The following is a 21,728-nucleotide window of genomic DNA, read 5'->3' on the forward strand; positions in this document are numbered from 1 at the left end:
TGATGCGGCTTAACGCCAAACGCTCTATCCCTCCCCTGAAGAGAGTGATAGAGCGTTTGCGGTATTCCTGCAGTAAGTGAGAGAGGGTGCCTACTGGGCCTTGCCGAGGAAGTCCTGCAGGCGCTGCACACCGGTGGCGAGGTCCTCGTCGCCAAGCGCGTAGGACAAGCGGAGGTAGCCGGACGGCCCGAAAGCCTCGCCCGGAACTACTGCCACTTCAACCTCGTCAAGAATCAAGGTTGCGAGCTCAGCGGAGGTCTGCGGCGTGGCGGTGCCGGAGGCGGTCGGGAACTCCTTGCCCAGCAGTGCACGGACGTCCGCGTAGACGTAGAAGGCACCCTTCGGCGTCGGGCATTCCACGCCTTCAATCGCGTTCAGGCCGGCGACGATGGCCTTGCGGCGGCGGTCGAAGGCGACCTTCATGTCATCGACGGCGGTCAGCGGCCCGGAGACGGCGGCCAGGGCGGCCACCTGGGGAATGTTAGAGACGTTGGATGTGGCGTGCGACTGCAGGTTGGTGGCGGCCTTGATGACGTCGGCCGGGCCGATCATCCAGCCCACGCGCCAGCCGGTCATGGCGTAGGTCTTGGCCACGCCGTTGAGGATGACTACCTTGTCGCCCAGTTCGGGGACTGCGGTGGCGATGGAGGTGAAGGGAACGTCGTCGTAGGTCAGGTGCTCGTAGATCTCATCGGTGACCACCCACAGGCCCTTGGCCGCAGCCCACTGGCCGATCTCCGCCACCTGCTCGGGAGAATAAACGGAACCGGTGGGGTTCGACGGCGAGACAAAGAGCAGGATCTTCGTCCTGTCAGTAACGGCTGCTTCGAGCTGCTCCACGGTCACCAGGTAGTCCTGCTCCGGCCCGGCAAAAACCTCAACAGGCACGCCGCCGGCGAGGCGGATGGCCTCCGGGTACGTCGTCCAAAACGGGGTGGGCACAATGACTTCGTCGCCCGGATCAACCAGGGTGGCAAATGTGTTGTAGACGGCCTGCTTGCCGCCGTTCGTCACCAGGACCTGGGAAGCGTCGACGGCGTAACCGGAGTCACGGAGGGTCTTCTCGGCGATGGCCTTCTTCAGCTCGGGCAGCCCGCCGGCGGGGGAGTAGCGGTGGTACTTGGGCTGGCTTGCCGCCTCGATCGCCGCCTGGACGATGTAGTCCGGGGTGGGAAAGTCGGGTTCACCCGCGCCGAAACCAATAACCGGCCGGCCTGCTGCCTTCAGCGCCTTCGCCTTGGCATCAACGGCAAGGGTTGCGGATTCGGCAATAGCGGATATGCGCTGGGAAACGCGGGCGGCAGACATGGCAGGTCCGTTCTTCGCTTGCAGCCCGAAGGCTGGAATGTGGGATTCGACGTGTTCTACTCTATGCTGTTCACCGGACCCTCCGGGTTGCCGGTTTTGAATGTGACTGCCTGTTAGTCAAGGTCATGACTGGTCGGCGGAGAGGGCCGGGAGCGGGCTGGTTTTACGAACGCGAAGTTGTTGCGTAGACTGGTTCACCGGTGTTGAAACACGGATGATGACGTGCGCCCCAGTGCAGACTGGTGGTTCGTTGTCGGAGGGTGGAATCACTCCATAGGGTAGTGGCGCAATTGGTAGCGCAGCGGTCTCCAAAACCGCAGGTTGCAGGTTCGAGTCCTGTCTGCCCTGCGCAAGCTGCCCCGGACGAAAGTCCGGGGCAAGCGCAGCAACCATGGTTCTGATCAGGGCCGGGTAATCCAACATTGCAAAGATGAGCGAGGACCAGGTGACCGAAACAGCTGCCAGCAGCTCCAAGGGCCGCCCAGCTAAGAAGGACGTCAAGGCCAACTTCTTCGCCCGCATTGCACTCTTCATCCGCCAGATCATCGGCGAGTTGAAGAAGGTTGTTGCACCAACCCGCAAGGAACTGATCAACTACACGCTCGTGGTGCTGGTGTTCGTTGGCATCATGATGATCATCGTCAGCCTGCTGGACCTCGGTTTTGGAACCGCTGTCAGCTGGATCTTCGGCGGTAGCGTCCCCACGGACAGCTAAGGCTGAACTGTCCGCAGGCCGTATGTTCCATCCGGAAAACCGGAGGGACAGACCGGTGTGCGGAATTGAGCCATTTAAATAGGCATGTTAGGCAATGAGGAAGCAGGAGACCAAGTGTCTGAGCAGGAGCTCGAGGTAACCGAGACTGAGCTGGAAGAGTCCGCGGACATCACGGCAGAAGCCGGTGACGTGTCTGAGGTTGAGTCCTCCGCGCCCGAAGCCAGCGACGCCGGGTCTGATGAAGACGCTGAGTCTGACGAAGACGCTGAGTCGGACCAGGACGCTGAGTCTGACGACGCCGGCTCCGGGGAAGAGTCCAGCGACGCCCTTGCCGCCGCAGCCGCCAAGGCCGAGGTCGACCCCGCTGAGGAGTTTAAGGCCAAGCTGCGCCGCCAGGAAGGCGACTGGTACGTCATCCACTCCTACGCCGGTTACGAAAACCGCGTGAAGGCCAACCTTGAAACCCGCATCCAGACCCTGGACATGGAAGATTACATCTTCGAGATCCAGGTGCCCATGGAAGAAGTCGTTGAGATCAAGAACGCCCAGCGCAAGGTCATCAACCGCGTCCGCATCCCCGGCTACGTCTTGGTCCGCATGGACCTGACCGACGCCTCCTGGGGCGCCGTCCGTCACACGCCCGGCGTCACCGGCTTCGTGGGCAATGCCCACAACCCTGTGCCGCTGCGCCTGGACGAGGTCTTCTCCATGCTCGCCCCCGTCTTCGAGGAAGAGCAGGCCGAGAAGGGCAAACCGGTCAACAAGCAGCACCAGGCTCCCGTGGATGTCGACTTCGAAGTTGGCGAGTCCGTCATCGTCAAGGAAGGCCCGTTCGAGACCCTTCCCGCCACGATCTCCGAGATCAAGGTCGAGTCCCAGACCCTCGTGGTACTGGTTTCCATCTTCGAGCGCGAAACGCCCGTCACCCTGGCGTTCAATCAGGTCACCAAGATCTGACAACCCAAGAATTCGTCCCGGGACTGCCCGCTTTAGCAGCTCCGGAACGGCCGGCCGCCTCGCCATGGCGGCCAAAAACCTGAGGCACGCTCCTGTGCCCCAGGACGTTATTGAGAGAAGGACCCTACATTGGCTCCCAAGAAGAAGGTCACCGGCCTCATCAAGCTGCAGATCCAGGCAGGTGCCGCTAACCCGGCTCCGCCGATCGGTCCTGCGCTTGGCCAGCACGGTGTCAACATCATGGAATTCTGCAAGGCGTACAACGCTGCGACGGAAGCCCAGCGCGGAAACGTCATCCCCGTGGAAATCACGGTCTACGAGGACCGTTCCTTCACGTTCATCACCAAGACCCCGCCGGCTGCAGAGCTCATCAAGAAGGCCGCAGGCGTCGCCAAGGGTTCAGCAACCCCGCACACCGTCAAGGTTGCCAAGCTGACCCAGGCCCAGGTCAACGAGATCGCCACCACCAAGATGGAAGACCTCAACGCCACCAGCCTCGAAGGCGCAGCGAAGATCATCGCCGGCACCGCCCGCTCCATGGGTATCACCGTCGAGGGTTAATCCCCTCGCTGCCGGATGTCGGCTCGGGTCACCGAGTACGACGACGGGCGGCACCGCCGGGAAACCGGCACCACCGAAATTGAAATGTTGGGAACCGGGCACGGATAACGAGCCCGCTCACCGACTGTGGCAGGGCCCAGCGCGGTCCGCAGACCACAACTGCACAAGGAGAAACAGCAGCATGGCAAAGCGCAGCAAAGCATATGAGGCAGCAGCCGCCAAGATCGACGCGGAGAAGTTCTACGCGCCGTTCGAGGCAGTGACCCTCGCCAAGGACACCAACCCGTCCAAGTTCGACGCCACCGTTGAGGTTGCATTCCGCCTCGGCGTCGACCCCCGTAAAGCTGACCAGATGGTCCGCGGCACCGTAAACCTGCCCCACGGCACCGGTAAGGTTTCCCGCGTCCTGGTTTTCGCTACGGGCGACAAGGCTGAGGCAGCAATCGCAGCCGGCGCCGACTTCGTTGGTTCCGATGACCTGATCGAAAAGATCGCAGCCGGCTGGACCGACTTCGACGCCGCCGTCGCCACCCCTGACCTCATGGGCAAGGTTGGCCGCCTCGGTAAGGTCCTGGGTCCGCGTAACCTGATGCCGAACCCGAAGACGGGCACCGTGACCCCCGATGTCACCAAGGCCGTCAACGACATCAAGGGTGGAAAGATCGACTTCCGCGTCGACAAGCACTCCAACCTGCACTTCATCATCGGCAAGGTGTCCTTCGACGCCCTCAAGCTGGCCGAGAACTACGCAGCAGCACTGGAAGAGGTGCTTCGCCTGAAGCCGTCCGCTTCCAAGGGCCGCTACATCCAGAAGGCCACGGTTGCCACCACGTTCGGTCCCGGCATCTCCGTTGACCCGAACGTCACGAAGGTTCTGACCGAGGCCTAAGTCCTCGTCTGAAACTCCGCAGCGGATACGCTGCAAACAAAACCGCCCGGCGTAAGCTCCGGGCGGTTTTGGTTTAACCCCCAGGAAACCCATGCCCCACAGGCAGGTTCCTGCCTAAGCTGTAGGAATGGCCGCACCGGATCTGGAACCGTCCCTTGGAGCAACGGACGCGCTGGCGATAACTGCTGTGGATATCCTGCCGCCGGGCAGCGAAACAGCCCAGTTCAAGGAGTGCCACGCCCTGCGCGTGGAGCACGAACTCGCTGTCTGGGGCAACCTGGACCGCTGTGACACGCTTCAGGAAGCCGGGGAGTATTGGCGGGGCAACGCGTATGAGGAACGGCACCTGTACCTGGCGAAAAGCGGCACTGAAACCGTGGGTATGTGCTCGGTGACCCTCCCCTTGCGGGAGAACACGCACACCGCAGGTATCCAGGTCCTAATCGCCCCCGCCCACCGGCGCCGGGGCTTTGGGCGTGCCCTTCTGGAGCACGCTGAAGCCGTCGCCCGCGAACGCGGCAGAACATCCCTTGACGCCTACCACGAGGTGCCGTTGCCGGCGGACGGAGCGGTCCTTCTTCCGGCGAAATCGGGTGCGGGCGGCCTTCCGCTGGACGAGCCCGCCGTGGCTTTCGCAGTTGCCGCCGGCTACGAGCTGGAGCAGGTGGAACGGTCCAGCCGCCTCGCCCTGCCCGTTCCGCCGGAGCTGCTGGACGGGCTGGAGGCCGAAGCCTCGGCCCGGGCTGCGGAATACACCATCCTCGGCTGGGATGACAGCTGCCCGCAGGCTCTGGTGCAGGCTTATGCCCGGCTCAAAGCCACCATGACCACGGACGTTCCCATCGCCGGGATGAATTGGGAGGGCGAGGACTGGGATGCCGCCAGGGTCCGGGAAGAGGAGAACACGCTGATCCGGAGTGGGGTCCAGTCAGCTGTGACGGCCGCCCGGCACCGAAATTCGGGGCAACTGGTGGCCTATACGGTCCTGAACTGGCGTGCCGGGGTGCCGGACTCCATCGTGCAGCAGGACACCTTGGTCACTTCCGAACACCGCGGCCGCCGCCTGGGCATGCTGGCCAAAGTGGCCAACCTGCGGCGCGCCCGGAACAGGTGGCCGTCAGCGCGGTCGGTGCTGACGTGGAATGCCAACGAAAACCAACATATGCTGGCCATAAATATCGCACTTGGATTCAAACCTGCAGGTTATGAAGGTGAGTGGCAGAAACGGCTGGGATGATGCGCCTATGGCTAAAGACGTGAAGATCGAGCAGCTTTGGATTCCCGATTCACTGGACACGCCGGACGCAGCGGACTTCCTCGCCGCCGTCGAGGTGGGCCGCAAGGTTCGAATGCAGACCTGGGGGAGCGACGATCTTGCCTACGGCCCCCTGGAGAAGCTGCTTGAGTTCCAGGACCCGTACGAGCGCCAGCTTATTCTCGTAGCCAAGGTGGACGGGGAGATCGTGGGGACCGTCGACATCGCCCTTCCCCTCACCGACAACCTGGACCTGGCCGAGTTCACTCTCGACATCCTGCCGGAGTTCCAGCGCCAGGGCGTAGGCCGGCGCCTCCTCCAGGCCGCGGAGCAGTTCGCCCGCGGGGAAGGCCGCTTTATGATCCTGGTGGACACGAACCACCCCGGGGCCTCCCTGCATGAGTTTGAGCGCGCCCAGCTGGTTCCCGGCTCGGGGCAGGGCTTCGTGCCGTTGGAGAGCCGCGAAGTCGAGTTCGCGCAGAAGACCGGTTACACCCTGCAGCACATCGAGCAGTTCAGTTCCTGCGCGCTGCCGCTGGACACCAAGCTGGTTGCAGACCTGCAGGCCGAGGCGGACGCGGCCAACAGCGGACGCTACCGCTTGCACCACTGGACGGACCGCTGCCCGGACAGCTGGCTGGAAGCCGTGGCGGCCCTGGAGAACCAGGCGGGGGCCGACGTCGACCCCTCCTTGGACCCGCCCGTTGAGCAGGATATGGTGCTCGACGGCGGCATCCTCCGGGAAGCCGAAGAAGTCGCCATCGCGCAGGGCAGGCGGACGGTGGTCACCGCCGTCGAACACCTCGCCACCGGCGCGCTGGTGGGCCTGACCACCATCACCGTGCTGGCGCACCGCGCGGACGTTGTCTTCCAGGACGATACGCTGGTGCTGCAGGAACACCGCGGCAACAAGCTGGGCCTGCTGATCAAGGTGGCCAACATGGAACGGCTCACCGAGCAGTTTCCCGATGCGCGGATTATCTACACCTGGAACGCCCCGGAGAACCGGTACCTCCTGACCGTCAACAAGCAGCTGGGTTTCCAGACGGCCGGCGTGACCGGGATCTGGCAGAAGGAGCTCCCGCACCTGCACACCAGCACCAGTTGAGTCCGGATTTGGCGCAGTGATGGCTCTCCCGTAGACTTGGAGGACCAAAGACCGTCGGTTGTTGGAAATCCACTCTCTCGAGCATTGCTCAAATCTGTAGTTGTGCGCGTGGGAAACAGTGGCTTTCTGGACGAAGGACCCTCAACGTAGGGCGGCCGGCGCAGGTGAACGAAGCAAAGCTCCACGGATTATCTGTGTTGAGCCAAGCCCCGTGCATCTGCGCGGGGCGTTTTTAGTTTTAGCTCACCTGAGCGGGGACCGTCGCATACCGGCACTATCCCCGGAAGGAGGGTTATGGCAACGCCTACCAAGGTTTCAGCAGTAGCTGAGATCACTAACGATTTCAAGGAATCGAACGCCGCTGTCCTGACCGAATACCGCGGGCTCACCGTTGCACAGCTCAAGCAGCTGCGTGTTTCTCTCGGCCAGGACACCAAGTTCGCGGTCGTCAAGAACACCCTGACCGCCATTGCAGCCAAGGAAGCCGGCGTCGAAGCATTCGACGGCCAGCTTGCCGGCCCCACTGCAATCGCGTTCATCAAGGGTGACGCAGTTGCCGCTGCCAAGAGCCTGACGGATTTTGCCAAGACCAACAAGCAGCTGGTCATCAAGACCGGTTACTTCGAGGGCAAGGCACTGAACGCCGCTGAGGTTGCCTCACTGGCAGCACTCGAGTCCCGTGAGCTGCAGCTCGCCAAGGTTGCAGGTGTCCTCAAGGCACCCGCCGCCGCAGCTGCACGCATCATCGACGCACTGCGCCTCAAGCTTGAAGAAGAGAACGGTGCACCGGCAGCTGCCGAGGCGCCTGCCGCTGAAGAAGCTGCTGATGCGTCAGCTGAAGCAGTAGCCGAAGCTCCCGCAGCTGACGCTCCCGCAGCCGAAGAGAACTAATTCTCTTTACCCCACAAGACTCCGGTGTGACGCGCGGCCCTGTGCCGCCGGAACACCACAACAGGAAGGACGCCTACCATGGCGAAGCTCACCAACGAAGAGCTCATTGAAGCTTTCAAGGAACTGACCATCATCGAGCTCTCCGAGTTCGTCAAGCTCTTCGAAGAGACCTTCGAAGTTACCGCTGCTGCAGTAGCTGTTGCTGGCCCCGCCGGCGCCGCTGCTGAAGAGGTTGAAGAGAAGACCGACTTCGACGTCGTCCTCGAATCTGCCGGCGAAAAGAAGATCGCAGTGATCAAGGAAGTTCGCGCCATCACCTCCCTGGGCCTCAAGGAAGCCAAGGACCTGGTTGACAGCGCACCCAAGGCTGTTCTCGAAGGCGCCACCAAGGAAGCTGCCGAGAAGGCCAAGGAGCAGCTCGAGGCTGCAGGCGCCACCGTTACCCTCAAGTAACAACGCCTTTTCCTTCGAAAAGCCCCGTCCACGTTTGTGGGCGGGGCTTTTTGCGTTCTCCCGCCCAACTGACTCGCAGTTGACGCTGTGAAAACGCGCTTTCACTACGTCAACTGCGAGTCAGCTGGGCTGAGTGGGGTCAGGCGGGGTCGCTGATGTCCGCGACGACGGCGCGCAGCGCACCAGTGAGGGCATCGGCATCCACGAAGGCGCTGTAACCATGGGCACCTGCACCCATGGAGATCCTCCGGCCCGTGATAGTGGCGTCGGCGTACACCGGCCAGTCATTGGTGCTGCCCAGCGGCGTGATGGTGCCGCGTTCATATCCTGTTGCATCCAGCGCCACCTCCGCGGGTGGCAGCGACAGCTTGTTGACGCCCACCAGGTTGCGGAGCTTGGGCCAGGAGATCTGGCGGTCGCCGGGAATCAGGGCGAAGAGGAACGAGCCGTCCTTGTGCTTGACCACCAGCGACTTCACGATGTCCGCGGGCGTGATTCCGAGGATGCCGGCCGCCTCCGCGAGGCTCCTGGCAGCTGGCCTTTCCACAACGTCCACTTGCAGCCCGCGGGCTGCGGCGTCGGCAAGGAACCTGTCCCTGCCGGCGCCGCCATGAACCGACATGCCGGCCCCGGCTTCGTCTGCCATCAGTCGCGGTACAGCAGGAGCGCTTCGCCCTGCCCGCCGCCGCCGCAAAGGGACACCGCGGCCTTGCCCGTTCCGCGCCGCTTGAGCTCGTGCGCCGCGTGGACAGCCAAGCGGGCCCCCGATGCACCAATAGGGTGTCCCAGTGCGATGGCACCGCCATGGATGTTGCACTTCTCCAGCGGGTAGTCGAGGTCCTGCAGTGACTGAACGGCCACTGACCCGAATGCTTCGTTGATCTCGATGAAGTCCAGGTCCGCGGTAGTCCAGCCCGCGCGGCCAAGGGCGTTCAGGATGGCGTTGGACGGCTGGGAGTGCAGCGAGTTGTCCGGCCCGGCAACCTGCCCCGGCTTGCCGACCACTGCCAGGAATTCAAGCCCGTTTTCCTCGGCGAAGGCCCGGGAGGCCAGGACCAGGGCGGCTGCGCCATCGGACAGGGGAGAGGAGTTGCCGGCGGTGATGGTGCCGTCGGTGACGAACGCTGCGCGCAGCCCGGCCAAGGACTCAACGGAGGCGTTGGGGCGTACTCCCTCGTCGGTGTCGACGACCAGCGGATCTCCCTTGCGCTGCTTCACGCTGAGGGGCACGATCTCGTCGTCGAACGTCCCGTTCTTTGCTGCCAGGGCCGCCCGCTGGTGCGAGTGGGCCGCAACGTTGTCCTGCGATGTCCTGTCGATCCCCAGCGCAAGGTTCCGGGTCTCAGTGGACAGGCCCATCGACTGGCCGTCGAAGGCGTCGGTGAGTCCATCGTGCGCAGCAGCATCCACAGCCTGTATTGAACCGTAGGTCCACCCCTGCCGGGAGCCGGGCAGCAGGTGCGGTGCCCGGGTCATGGACTCCTGCCCGCCGGCCACCACCACGGACGCCTCTCCGCTGCGGATCAACCGGGCGGCATCGATCACCGCGGTCAGCCCTGAGAGGCAGACCTTGTTTACGGTCACTGCAGGAACGTTCCAGCCGATGCCGGCGCCGATGGAGCTCTGCCGTGCGGGGTTCTGGCCAGCGCCCGCCTGGAGCACCTGTCCCATGATGACGGCCTCCACCTGGCCGGCTTCCACGCCGCTGGCCTCCAGTGCTGCCTTGATGGCGTGCGCCCCGAGGTCCACGGCGGTGAAGCCCGCCAGCTGGCCGTTGATCCGGCCCTGCGGCGTACGAACTGCTGCGAGAATGACAACGTCAGTGTTGTCCGTGGAGTTGCCCATTGTGATCTCTTCCGCTCTGTAAAGGATGTAGGCCAAGGCTATCGTGAGCCTCGTCACTTAGTATTCCAACGCTGACTTGGCACCGGTGATTCCGCGAAAATCGGCAGTGCGCCCTGTAAACTCCCGGAACAACGACGTCGGCTACCCCCACTGCGTCCAGCGCTGCACCTTCCCAGGCGACGCCGTCGCGCTCGTCAGACCCCGTGGCTCTCCAGGCAGGAGGGGTCAAAGCCGCCTGCGAGCAGTGCAACACGCTCTACGCCGAGTACGGGGTCCTTAAAGGGACGCCAACGCGTACGAGTAAAATCTACTTCGCCGCGCAAACGAGTGATCCGCCGAAGGCGTCACCCTGCGGCTTTAGTCCCTCCTGCCGGATGCGGCCAGGAAGCGGGCGGCAAAACCGGTGCTTGCAATCGCGCCGGATGTGGGGTAGACATGTAGGTTATTTTGCCGTATCGTAGATATTTGCGTCTTCCCTGTTTACCTTCAGCCTTCATATAGCGGTGGGCTTTCGCCTGGCAGCTGGCAATCAACGTGCCGTCAACAACGTCACAGCATGGTCAGCGCGGGCCCCGGGTCATATAGCGGAACCGGATTGGTAGCACTGCGGAGTCATTCCGCAGGGTGCACAGCGGGGGAGATCTGAAAACGCCTGAAGGTCTGTGGAAGGATCCCTCTTGGTCGCCTCGAGCACCTCTAATAACGAAACCGCTAACACCGCCGACAGCACTGATGGTGCCACTCGCCGGCTCTCATTCGCAAAGATTCACGAACCTCTTGACGTTCCGAATCTGCTTGCCCTCCAGACGGACAGCTTTGACTGGCTGGTTGGAAACGAACGCTGGCAGGCACGCGTAGCGAAGGCTGTCGAAGAAAACGATCTTAGCGTCGCCACCACGTCCGGACTCTCGGACATCTTCGAAGAAATCTCCCCGATCGAGGACTTCCAGGGCACCATGTCCCTGAGCTTCTCCGATCCGGAGTTCGCCGATCCGAAGTACACCATGGCCGAGTGCAAGGACCGGGACGCAACGTACTCGGCTCCGCTGTACGTCAAGGCCGAGTTCATGAACAACAACACGGGCGAAATCAAGCAGCAGACCGTGTTCATGGGCGACTTCCCGCTGATGACCGAGAAGGGCACCTTCGTGGTCAACGGCACCGAGCGTGTCGTCGTCTCCCAGCTGGTCCGTTCCCCGGGCGCCTACTTCGAGCGCACCGCGGACAAGACCAGCGACAAGGACATCTTCACTGCGAAGATCATCCCGTCCCGCGGCGCCTGGTTCGAGCTCGAAATCGACAAGCGTGACCAGGTCGGCGTTCGCCTTGACCGCAAGCGCAAGCAGTCGGTCACCGTCCTGCTGAAGGCCCTCGGCTGGACCGAAGGCCAGATCCTCGAAGAGTTCGGCCAGTACGACTCCATGCGGGCAACCCTGGAGAAGGACGCCACCGAAACCCGCGAAGACGCGTTGCTGGACATCTACCGGAAGCTGCGCCCGGGCGAGCCGCCCACCGTCGAGGCTGCCCAGTCGCTGCTGGACAACCTGTACTTCAACTCCAAGCGTTACGATCTGGCCAAGGTTGGCCGCTACAAGATCAACCGCAAGCTTGGCATCGACCGCTCCCTTGGCGACAAGGAAGCTTCGGTCCTGCACGTTGAAGACATCGTTGCCATGATCAAGTTCCTGGTTGCGCTGCACGCTGGCGAGAAGACTACCAAGGGCATTCGCGAAGGCCAGGAAGTGGACCTGCGCGTCGAGATCGATGACATCGACCACTTCGGCAACCGCCGCATCCGCGCTGTAGGCGAGCTCATCGAGAACCAGGTCCGCACCGGCCTGTCCCGCATGGAGCGCGTTGTCCGCGAGCGTATGACTACCCAGGACGTCGAGGCCATCACGCCGCAGACCCTGATCAACATCCGCCCCGTGGTTGCCGCGATCAAGGAGTTCTTCGGAACGTCCCAGCTGTCGCAGTTCATGGACCAGAACAACCCGCTCTCGGGCCTGACCCACAAGCGCCGCCTGTCGGCACTTGGCCCCGGTGGTCTGTCCCGTGACCGCGCCGGCATGGAAGTCCGTGACGTGCACCCGTCCCACTACGGACGTATGTGCCCCATCGAAACCCCTGAAGGCCCGAACATCGGTCTGATCGGTTCGCTGGCATCCTACGGCCGCATCAACCCGTTCGGCTTCATCGAGACGCCGTACCGCCTGGTCAAGGACGGCGTCGTTTCCGATGACGTCCAGTACCTGACGGCCGACGACGAGGCTGAGGTGCTGATTGCCCAGGCCAACGCGCCGCTGGACGAGAACAAGAAGTTCGCCGAGGACACCGTCCTGGTCCGTGCCCGTGGTGGTGGAGGCGAGCCTGTCCTGGTTCCTGCCGAGGACGTTGAGTTCATGGACGTTTCCCCGCGCCAGATGGTGTCCGTGGCTACCGCCCTGATTCCGTTCCTCGAGCATGACGATGCAAACCGCGCACTCATGGGTGCCAACATGCAGCGCCAGGCCGTGCCGCTGGTCCGTTCCGAGGCTCCGTTCGTGGGCACCGGCATGGAGCGCGCCGCTGCTGTCGACGCCGGTGACGTCACCATCGCGAAGAAGGCAGGTGTGGTTACCGAGGTCTCCGCCGAGCTGGTCATCATGCTTAACGATGACGGTACGGAAACCAACTACCGCATCAACAAGTTCGCCCGCTCCAACCAGGGCAACTGCTACAACAACCGCGTCCTGGTAAACGAAGGCCAGCGCCTGGAAGTTGGCGGCATCATCGCCGACGGCCCGGCAACGGACCAGGGCGAGCTCGCCCTTGGTAAGAACCTGCTTGTGGCATTCATGTCATGGGAAGGCCATAACTTCGAGGACGCCATCATCCTCTCGCAGCGCATTGTTGCCGAGGACGTTCTTTCCTCCATCCACATCGAGGAGCACGAGATCGATGCCCGCGACACCAAGCTTGGTGCCGAGGAAATCACCCGTGACATCCCCAACGTGTCCGAGGAAGTCCTCGCAGGCCTGGACGAGCGCGGCATCATCCACATCGGTGCCGAGGTCGAAGCAGGCGACATCCTGGTCGGAAAGGTCACCCCGAAGGGTGAAACCGAGCTGACCCCGGAGGAGCGCCTGCTGCGCGCCATCTTCGGTGAGAAGTCCCGCGAAGTCCGTGACACCTCCCTGAAGGTTCCCCACGGCGAGTCCGGCACCGTCATCGGTGTGCGCGTCTTCGACCGCGACAACGACGACGAGCTGCCCCCGGGCGTGAACCAGCTGGTCCGCGTCTACGTGGCTGCCAAGCGTAAGATCACCGACGGCGACAAGCTCGCCGGCCGCCACGGCAACAAGGGTGTTATCTCCAAGATCCTTCCGATCGAGGACATGCCCTTCCTTGCTGACGGCACCCCCGTTGATATCGTCCTGAACCCGCTGGGTGTCCCGGGCCGTATGAACGTGGGCCAGGTGCTCGAAACGCACCTTGGCTGGGTTGCCAAGACCGGTTGGAAGATCGAAGGCGAGCCCGAGTGGGTCAAGCAGCTGCCGAACCTGCCGCGTGAGAGTGGCCAGACCACTGTTGCAACGCCGGTGTTCGACGGCGCCCGCGAAGAGGAAATCACGGGCCTGCTGGACTCCACCAACGTCACCCGCGACGGCCAGCGCCTGATCGACTCCTCCGGCAAGACCCGTCTGTTCGACGGCCGTTCCGGCGAGCCGTTCCCGGACCCGATCTCGGTCGGCTACATGTACATCCTGAAGCTCCACCACCTGGTGGACGACAAGATCCACGCGCGCTCCACCGGCCCGTACTCCATGATCACGCAGCAGCCGCTGGGTGGTAAGGCACAGTTCGGTGGCCAGCGCTTCGGTGAGATGGAAGTGTGGGCGCTCGAAGCGTACGGCGCTGCCTACACGCTCCAGGAACTCCTCACGATCAAGTCTGATGACATCCATGGTCGTGTGAAGGTTTACGAAGCCATCGTCAAGGGCGAGAACATCCCCGAGCCGGGTGTTCCCGAGTCCTTCAAGGTCTTGATCAAGGAAATGCAGTCGCTGTGCCTGAACGTGGAAGTCCTCTCCACGGACGGAACCACAATTGAAATGCGTGACTCTGATGACGCAGTCTTCACCGCTGCGGAAGAACTGGGCATCGATCTGTCTCGTGCAGAGCCCAGTTCCGTAGAAGAGGTCTAAGGGGTCCGACGACGGCGGGCCGCACGTCCGCCGTCGTCCTCCTTCCTCCTCCCGCACAAAGACTTCAGAATTTAGAGAACAAGAGAGAACAGGGACCATATGTCCAGCGAATCCTCCTTCGGCCTCATGCAGATCGGCCTCGCCACCGCGGAAGACATCCGTGGCTGGTCTTACGGCGAGGTTAAGAAGCCGGAAACCATCAACTACCGCACGCTCAAGCCCGAGAAGGACGGACTCTTCTGCGAGAAGATCTTCGGCCCGTCCCGGGACTGGGAGTGCTACTGCGGCAAGTACAAGCGCGTGCGCTTCAAGGGCATCATCTGCGAGCGTTGTGGCGTTGAAGTCACCCGCGCAAAGGTCCGCCGCGAACGCATGGGCCACATCGAGCTGGCCGCTCCCGTCACGCACATCTGGTACTTCAAGGGTGTTCCCTCCCGTCTGGGCTACCTCCTTGACCTGGCACCGAAGGACCTCGAAAAGGTCATCTACTTCGCTGCCTACATGATCACCAGCGTTGACGAAGCTTCCCGTCACGAGGAACTGCCCAACCTCCAGGTTGAGCACGACATCGAGAAGAAGCAGCTGATCGACAACCGCGACTCCGACATCGCGGCGATCGCCCGCGACCTCGAAGGTGAAATTGCCCGCCTTGAGGGTGAAGGCGCCAAGGCTGCCGACAAGAAGAAGGCCCGCGACTCCGCCGACCGCCAGATGGCCAACGTGCGCAAGCGTGCCGACGCCGACATCGAGCGCCTCGAGCAGGTCTGGGACCGTTTCAAGAACCTCAAGGTCGCAGACCTCGAAGGTGACGAAGGTCTGTACCGCGAACTGCGTGACCGCTACGGCATGTACTTCGAAGGCTCCATGGGTGCCGAAGCCATCAAGAAGCGTCTTGAGAGCTTCGACATGCAGGCCGAGTCGGACCTGCTGCGCGACATCATCGCCAACGGCAAGGGCCAGCGCAAGACCCGTGCCCTCAAGCGCCTGAAGGTGGTCAACGCGTTCCTGACCACCAACAACAGCCCGCTTGGCATGGTCCTCGACGCCGTCCCGGTGATCCCGCCGGAACTGCGCCCCATGGTCCAGCTGGACGGCGGCCGCTTCGCGACCTCCGACCTCAACGACCTGTACCGCCGTGTGATCAACCGCAACAACCGGCTCAAGCGTCTGCTTGACCTGGGTGCTCCGGAGATCATCGTCAACAACGAGAAGCGCATGCTTCAGGAAGCTGTTGACAGCCTCTTCGACAACGGCCGCCGCGGCCGTCCGGTCACCGGACCGGGCAACCGTCCGCTGAAGTCCCTGAGCGACATGCTCAAGGGCAAGCAGGGCCGTTTCCGCCAGAACCTCCTCGGCAAGCGCGTCGACTACTCCGGCCGTTCGGTCATCGTGGTCGGTCCGCAGTTGAAGCTGCACCAGTGTGGCCTGCCCAAGCAGATGGCACTGGAGCTCTTCAAGCCGTTCGTGATGAAGCGCCTGGTTGACCTCAACCACGCCCAGAACATCAAGTCGGCCAAGCGCATGGTGGAGCGTTACCGTCCGCAGGTTTGGGACGTGCTGGAAGAGATCATCACCGAACACCCGGTGCTGCTCAACCGTGCACCTACCCTGCACCGCCTCGGCATCCAGGCGTTCGAGCCTCAGCTTGTTGAAGGCAAGGCAATCCAGCTTCACCCGCTGGTTTGTGGCGCCTTCAACGCTGACTTCGACGGCGACCAGATGGCAGTGCACCTGCCGCTGAGCCCCGAGGCCCAGGCTGAAGCCCGCATCCTGATGCTGTCCTCCAACAACATTTTGAAGCCCTCTGACGGACGCCCGGTTACCCTGCCTTCGCAGGATATGATCATCGGCCTCTACCACCTGACCACCAAGCGTGTCGGTTCAGCCGGCGAAGGCCGGATCTTCGGTTCGGTAGCGGAAGCCATCATGGCCTACGACCTGCACGAGCTGCACCTGAACTCCAAGGTCAAGATCCGCCTCGACGGCTTCGTGCCGTACACCGGCTGGGAAGCTCCGGAAGGCTGGGAGCAGGGCCAGACGGCACTGGTGGAAACCTCACTCGGCCAGGTTCTGTTCAACGAGACCCTGCCCGAGGATTACCCGTGGGTTGAGGACGTTGCCGACAAGGGAGAACTGTCCCGGATCGTCAACGACCTTGCCGAGCGCTACCCCAAGGTTGTCACGGCGGCAACGCTGGACAACCTGAAGGATGCCGGTTTCTACTGGGCAACCCGCTCGGGCGTCACCGTGGCCATCTCCGACATTGAGGTGCCCAAGGACAAGCCGGTGATCCTTGCCGGCTACGAGGAGCGCGCAGCCAAGATCCAGGGCCAGTACGACAAGGGCCTGATCGACGACGACGAGCGTCGCCAGGAACTGATCGAGATCTGGAACAAGGCAACCAACGAGATCGCCCAGGCAATGCGCGACAGCCTGTCCCCGATGAACACCATCAACCGCATGGTGTCCTCCGGTGCACGTGGTAACTGGATGCAGGTTCGCCAGATCGCGGGTATCCGTGGCCTGGTGGCCAACCCTAAGGGTGAAATTATTCCCCGTCCCATCAAGTCCTCCTACCGTGAGGGCCTGTCGGTTCTGGAATACTTCATCGCCACGCACGGTGCCCGTAAGGGTCTGGCTGACACCGCGCTGCGTACCGCCAACTCGGGTTACCTGACCCGTCGTCTGGTGGACGTGTCCCAGGACGTCATCGTCCGTGAAGAGGACTGCGGCACCGAGCGTGGCCTGGTCACGCCCATCGCCGTCGCCGATTCCAACGGTGAGCTGGTACTGGACGAGAACGTCGAGAACAGCGCCTACGCACGTACGCTGGCTGTCGACGTCGTGGACTCCGAGGGCAAGGTCCTCGCAGCCGCAGGCACCGACTGCGGTGACGTGGTGATTGACGAGCTGTTCAAGGCCGGCATCACCGAGGTCAAGGTCCGCTCCGTACTCACCTGTGAGTCCAGCGTCGGTACCTGTGCCCTGTGCTACGGCCGTTCGCTGGCAACCGGCAAGACCGTGGACATCGGCGAGGCCGTGGGCATCATCGCCGCACAGTCCATCGGTGAGCCCGGTACCCAGCTGACCATGCGTACGTTCCACACCGGTGGTGCTGTTTCCGCCAGCGGTGGCGACGACATCACCCAGGGTCTGCCCCGTATCCAGGAGCTCTTCGAAGCCCGTACTCCGAAGGGTGTTGCACCGATTGCAGAAGCAGCCGGCCGCATCACCATCGAAGAGTCCGAGCGCCAGATGCGCCTGGTCATCACTCCCGATGACGGAACCGAAGAGATCGCCTACCCGGTCCTGCGCCGTTCACGCCTGCTGATCGAGGATGGCGACCACGTCACCGTCGGCCAGAAGCTGATCAACGGACCGGTGGATCCCAAGCAGGTCCTGCGCATCATGGGTCCCCGTGCGGCTCAGAAGTTCCTGGTGGACGAGGTCCAGGGCGTGTACCGCAGCCAGGGCATCGGTATCCACGACAAGCACGTCGAGGTTATCGTCCGCCAGATGCTGCGCCGCGTCACGGTCATCGAGTCCGGCGAATCGGACCTGCTGCCCGGCGAGCTCGCCGAGCGCAGCCGCTTCGAGGATGCCAACCGCCGTGTGGTGTCAGAGGGCAAGACTCCGGCTTCCGGACGTCCTGAACTCATGGGCATCACCAAGGCGTCGCTGGCCACCGAGTCCTGGCTGTCCGCAGCTTCCTTCCAGGAGACCACCCGCGTCCTGACGCAGGCGGCCATGGAAGGCAAGAGCGATCCGCTGCTTGGCCTCAAGGAGAACGTGATCATCGGTAAGCTGATCCCGGCCGGCACGGGTCTCCCGCGCTACACCGAGGTCACCGTCGAGCCCACTGAGGAAGCAAAGGCCAACCTGTTCACCGGCCCCAGCGCATTCAGTGACTTCTCGTACGACACCCTGGGCGGCGACGGAGCTCCTGAGTTCCACGCCATCCCGCTGGATGACTACGACCTGGGCAACGACTTCCGCTAGCGCCTAAGGCAACGCGGGGTCACTTACGGCCCGATCCTCACTTCGGATTGGGCTCAGAGTGACCCCGCGTTTCTGTTTAAGCGCTGCTCTCCCGTCAGGGGGAGGATGACGGCGGGAGAAGGGGCCTTTCGTATACACCCGATTAAGGCCCCTGATCAAGCCGTGCTAGAATTTTTGTAATTGTTCTGTGTGGCAGTGGATGAAGGCCGCCGCAGCATCATTTTGGTTTTGTTCTCATGATGCTGGGTGTGAGCTTGTTTCCGGGTTGCGGGCTAGGTGCGCAACGAATGCCACTTTTTTGCACGCCTAGGCACGGTTCTAGACGCCAAGGCTGCAGGGACAACGCCAAAACCGATGCAGTGACGGCTGACGCCCGAATGCGCCGGTAGAGATCAAACCAACGGAGAACACGAGAGTGCCTACGATTAACCAGCTGGTCCGCAAGGGCCGCACGCCTAAGGTCAAAAAGACCAAGGCTCCTGCGCTTAACGGCAGCCCGATGCGCCGCGGTGTTTGCACCCGCGTTTACACCACCACCCCGAAGAAGCCGAACTCGGCCCTCCGTAAGGTGGCACGTGTGCGTCTCAACGGCGGCGTGGAAGTCACCGCTTACATCCCCGGTGTAGGCCACAACCTGCAGGAGCACTCCATTGTGCTCGTTCGCGGCGGTCGTGTGAAGGACCTCCCGGGTGTCCGCTACAAGATCGTCCGTGGCGCCCTCGATACCCAGGGTGTCAAGAACCGTAAGCAGGCCCGCAGCCGCTACGGCGCAAAGATGGAGAAGAAGTAATATGCCTCGCAAGGGTCCGGCCCCCAAGCGGCCGCTCGTACTAGATCCCGTTTACGGCTCCCCGCTGGTCACCCAGCTCATCAACAAGGTGCTCGTTGACGGCAAGAAGTCCACTGCAGAGCGCATTGTCTACGGTGCCCTCGAAGGCGCACGCGCCAAGTCCGGCGGCGACCCCGTAGCAGCCCTCAAGAAGGCTATGGACAACGTCAAGCCTTCCCTTGAGGTCCGCTCACGCCGCGTCGGCGGCGCCACCTACCAGGTTCCGGTTGAGGTCAAGCCGGGCCGCTCCACCGCACTCGCCCTGCGTTGGCTGGTTGGCTACTCCAAGGCCCGCCGCGAAAAGACGATGACCGAGCGCCTCCAGAACGAAATCCTGGATGCCTCCAACGGTCTCGGTGCCGCTGTGAAGCGTCGCGAAGACACCCACAAGATGGCCGAGTCCAACAAGGCCTTCGCACACTACCGCTGGTAATACTTCCCGTACGCCGCCGGCCCTCACAGGCCGGCGGCGAACGTGTAGTCCATCCGAAAGGGAGACACCGTGGCACAGGACGTGCTTACCGACCTTAGTAAGGTCCGCAACATCGGCATCATGGCCCACATTGATGCCGGCAAGACCACCACCACCGAGCGCATCCTGTTCTACACGGGTGTGAACCACAAGATTGGCGAAACGCACGACGGCGCTTCGACCACTGACTGGATGGAACAGGAAAAGGAACGCGGCATCACCATCACGTCTGCCGCCGTGACCTGCTTCTGGGAAAACAACCAGATCAACATCATCGACACCCCCGGCCACGTTGACTTCACCGTTGAGGTTGAGCGCTCCCTGCGCGTCCTCGACGGCGCTGTCGCTGTCTTCGATGGCAAGGAAGGCGTTGAGCCGCAGTCTGAGACCGTTTGGCGCCAGGCTGACAAGTACAACGTCCCGCGCATTTGCTTCGTCAACAAGATGGACAAGCTCGGTGCGGACTTCTACTTCACCGTAGACACCATCATCAGCCGCCTGGGTGCCAAGCCGCTTGTTATGCAGCTGCCCATCGGTGCCGAGAACGACTTCATCGGCGTCGTGGACCTGCTCTACATGCGAGCACTGGTGTGGCCCGGCGATGCCAAGGGTGACGTCACCATGGGTGCGAAGTACGAGATCCGCGAGATCCCGGCTGACCTCCAGGAAAAGGCTGAAGAGTACCGCGCAAACCTCGTCGAGATGGTTGCAGAGTCCTCCGAGGAACTCATGGAGAAGTACCTCGAGGGTGAAGAAATCTCGATCGACGAGCTCAAGGCCGGCATCCGCAAGATGACGATCAACTCCGAGCTCTACCCGATCTTCTGCGGTTCCGCCTTCAAGAACCGTGGCGTTCAGCCCATGCTCGACGCAGTGGTGGACTACCTGCCGAACCCGCTCGACGTCCCCCCGATGGTCGGCCACGATCCTCGCGACGAAGAGAAGGAACTGACCCGCAAGCCTTCCTCCGAAGAGCCGTTCTCCGCACTGGCCTTCAAGATTGCTGCGCACCCGTTCTTCGGCCAGCTCACCTTCATCCGCGTGTACTCCGGTCACGTGGAAGCAGGCGCCCAGGTGGTTAACTCCACGAAGGGCAAGAAGGAGCGCATCGGCAAGCTGTTCCAGATGCACGCCAACAAGGAAATGCCCGTTGAGGGCGCTACCGCTGGCCACATCTACGCAGCGATCGGTCTGAAGGACACCACCACGGGTGACACCCTGTGTGATTCCAGCAACCAGATCGTGCTCGAGTCCATGAGCTTCCCGGAGCCCGTGATCTCGGTCGCCATCGAGCCGAACACCAAGGGTGACCAGGAGAAGCTCTCCACGGCCATCCAGAAGCTCTCCGCTGAGGACCCCACCTTCCAGGTGTCCCTCAACGAAGACACCGGCCAGACCATCATCGCCGGCATGGGCGAGCTCCACCTGGACATCCTGGTGGACCGCATGCGCCGCGAGTTCAAGGTCGAGGCAAACGTGGGCAAGCCCCAGGTTGCTTACCGCGAAACCATCAAGCGCGCCGTCGAACGCCACGACTACACGCACAAGAAGCAGACCGGTGGTTCGGGTCAGTTCGCAAAGATCCAGATTGCGATCGAGCCGCTGGACACCGCCGAAGGCGAGCTGTACGAGTTCGAGAACAAGGTCACCGGTGGCCGCGTTCCCCGCGAGTACATCCCGTCTGTTGACGCTGGTATCCAGGATGCGCTGAACGACGGCGTCCTGGCCGGTTACCCGGTAGTCGGCATCAAGGCCACGCTGGTTGACGGCGCCTACCACGATGTCGACTCCTCGGAAATGGCCTTCAAGATCGCAGGCCGTATGGCTTTCAAGGAAGCTGCACGCAAGGCGAACCCGGTTCTGCTCGAACCGCTGATGGATGTAGAGGTCCGCACCCCTGAGGAATACATGGGTGAAGTTATCGGTGACCTCAACTCCCGCCGTGGCCAGATGCAGTCCATGGAAGATGCACAGGGCGTCAAGGTTATTCGTGCGCACGTTCCGCTGTCCGGCATGTTCGGCTACATCGGTGACCTGCGTTCGAAGACCCAGGGCCGCGCTGTGTACTCCATGACGTTCAACAGCTACGCCGAGGTCCCGAAGGCAGTTGCCGACGAGATCATCCAGAAGACCCGCGGCGAATAGTCCTCGGACGCTCGCAGCGAAAAACTCGGGTGTGCTTCCGGTTGACGGAGGCCCGCCTGGTGCAGGTGGCCGGGGACGGTCGGATTCGTCCGGTCAAAGCCGGATTCCGGCCAT

At 62.6% G+C, this 21,728-nt stretch carries 16 protein-coding genes and 1 tRNA gene; 14 read left to right on the top strand and 3 right to left on the bottom strand.

What is annotated here, in order from left to right:
- Window positions 1-90: 90 nt before the first annotated feature.
- Window positions 91-1,308 carry a pyridoxal phosphate-dependent aminotransferase gene (locus tag ACFVYC_RS00510; protein WP_387545454.1) on the bottom strand — a complete coding sequence of 406 codons (1,218 nt, stop codon included), beginning with the start codon at window positions 1,306-1,308 and terminating at the stop codon, window positions 91-93.
- A gap of 275 nt (window positions 1,309-1,583) precedes the next feature.
- On the opposite strand from ACFVYC_RS00510, the gene ACFVYC_RS00515 reads away from it, so the two are divergent.
- The 9 genes from ACFVYC_RS00515 to rplL all read left to right on the top strand — a co-directional run bounded on the left by ACFVYC_RS00515 (window position 1,584) and on the right by rplL (window position 8,137).
- Window positions 1,584-1,656 (top strand) — tRNA-Trp (locus tag ACFVYC_RS00515).
- A gap of 82 nt (window positions 1,657-1,738) precedes the next feature.
- Complete coding sequence (gene secE, locus ACFVYC_RS00520; RefSeq protein ID WP_387545455.1) at window positions 1,739-2,023, top strand: preprotein translocase subunit SecE; 285 nt, start codon at window positions 1,739-1,741, stop codon at window positions 2,021-2,023.
- Window positions 2,024-2,137: 114 nt separating this feature from the next.
- Window positions 2,138-2,980 carry a transcription termination/antitermination protein NusG gene (gene nusG / locus ACFVYC_RS00525; protein ID WP_387545457.1) on the top strand — a complete coding sequence of 281 codons (843 nt, stop codon included), beginning with the start codon at window positions 2,138-2,140 and terminating at the stop codon, window positions 2,978-2,980.
- A gap of 129 nt (window positions 2,981-3,109) precedes the next feature.
- Complete coding sequence (rplK, locus tag ACFVYC_RS00530; RefSeq protein ID WP_018773647.1) at window positions 3,110-3,541, top strand: 50S ribosomal protein L11; 432 nt, start codon at window positions 3,110-3,112, stop codon at window positions 3,539-3,541.
- A gap of 181 nt (window positions 3,542-3,722) precedes the next feature.
- Window positions 3,723-4,430 carry a 50S ribosomal protein L1 gene (rplA, locus tag ACFVYC_RS00535; RefSeq protein ID WP_387545460.1) on the top strand — a complete coding sequence of 236 codons (708 nt, stop codon included), beginning with the start codon at window positions 3,723-3,725 and terminating at the stop codon, window positions 4,428-4,430.
- Window positions 4,431-4,557: 127 nt separating this feature from the next.
- Complete coding sequence (locus tag ACFVYC_RS00540) at window positions 4,558-5,667, top strand: GNAT family N-acetyltransferase (protein WP_387545461.1); 1,110 nt, start codon at window positions 4,558-4,560, stop codon at window positions 5,665-5,667.
- Window positions 5,668-5,674: 7 nt separating this feature from the next.
- Window positions 5,675-6,793, top strand: coding sequence for a GNAT family N-acetyltransferase (locus ACFVYC_RS00545; RefSeq protein ID WP_387545464.1), 1,119 nt, complete (start codon window positions 5,675-5,677; stop codon window positions 6,791-6,793).
- 294 nt (window positions 6,794-7,087) lie between these two features.
- A complete protein-coding gene (gene rplJ, locus ACFVYC_RS00550) occupies window positions 7,088-7,684 on the top strand; it encodes a 50S ribosomal protein L10 (RefSeq protein WP_387545466.1) in 597 nt (198 codons plus the stop codon).
- A gap of 78 nt (window positions 7,685-7,762) precedes the next feature.
- Window positions 7,763-8,137, top strand: coding sequence for a 50S ribosomal protein L7/L12 (gene rplL, locus ACFVYC_RS00555; RefSeq protein WP_306634857.1), 375 nt, complete (start codon window positions 7,763-7,765; stop codon window positions 8,135-8,137).
- Window positions 8,138-8,276: 139 nt separating this feature from the next.
- Here the strand turns inward: rplL and ACFVYC_RS00560 are convergent, their stop codons facing one another.
- Window positions 8,277-8,783 (bottom strand): aminoacyl-tRNA deacylase, encoded by a 507-nt coding sequence (locus ACFVYC_RS00560; RefSeq protein WP_387545467.1) that lies wholly within the window; start codon window positions 8,781-8,783, stop codon window positions 8,277-8,279.
- Window positions 8,783-9,982, bottom strand: coding sequence for an acetyl-CoA C-acetyltransferase (locus ACFVYC_RS00565; protein ID WP_387545469.1), 1,200 nt, complete (start codon window positions 9,980-9,982; stop codon window positions 8,783-8,785). The genes ACFVYC_RS00560 and ACFVYC_RS00565 overlap by 1 nt, the downstream gene beginning before the upstream one ends.
- A 677-nt stretch (window positions 9,983-10,659) precedes the next feature.
- On the opposite strand from ACFVYC_RS00565, the gene rpoB reads away from it, so the two are divergent.
- The 5 genes from rpoB (at window position 10,660) to fusA (ending at window position 21,614) form a co-directional block, all read left to right on the top strand.
- Window positions 10,660-14,169 (top strand): DNA-directed RNA polymerase subunit beta, encoded by a 3,510-nt coding sequence (gene rpoB / locus ACFVYC_RS00570; protein WP_387545471.1) that lies wholly within the window; start codon window positions 10,660-10,662, stop codon window positions 14,167-14,169.
- 99 nt (window positions 14,170-14,268) lie between these two features.
- Window positions 14,269-18,168 carry a DNA-directed RNA polymerase subunit beta' gene (locus ACFVYC_RS00575; protein ID WP_387545473.1) on the top strand — a complete coding sequence of 1,300 codons (3,900 nt, stop codon included), beginning with the start codon at window positions 14,269-14,271 and terminating at the stop codon, window positions 18,166-18,168.
- Window positions 18,169-18,583: 415 nt separating this feature from the next.
- Window positions 18,584-18,958 carry a 30S ribosomal protein S12 gene (rpsL, locus tag ACFVYC_RS00580; RefSeq protein WP_011692814.1) on the top strand — a complete coding sequence of 125 codons (375 nt, stop codon included), beginning with the start codon at window positions 18,584-18,586 and terminating at the stop codon, window positions 18,956-18,958.
- A gap of 1 nt (window position 18,959) precedes the next feature.
- Window positions 18,960-19,430 (top strand): 30S ribosomal protein S7, encoded by a 471-nt coding sequence (gene rpsG, locus ACFVYC_RS00585; RefSeq protein WP_026531948.1) that lies wholly within the window; start codon window positions 18,960-18,962, stop codon window positions 19,428-19,430.
- Window positions 19,431-19,499: 69 nt separating this feature from the next.
- Window positions 19,500-21,614 carry an elongation factor G gene (gene fusA, locus ACFVYC_RS00590; RefSeq protein WP_387545477.1) on the top strand — a complete coding sequence of 705 codons (2,115 nt, stop codon included), beginning with the start codon at window positions 19,500-19,502 and terminating at the stop codon, window positions 21,612-21,614.
- Window positions 21,615-21,728 lie beyond the last annotated feature (114 nt).

Origin of the sequence: Pseudarthrobacter sp. NPDC058329, assembly GCF_042879835.1 — a bacterium.
Lineage (GTDB): Bacteria > Actinomycetota > Actinomycetes > Actinomycetales > Micrococcaceae > Arthrobacter.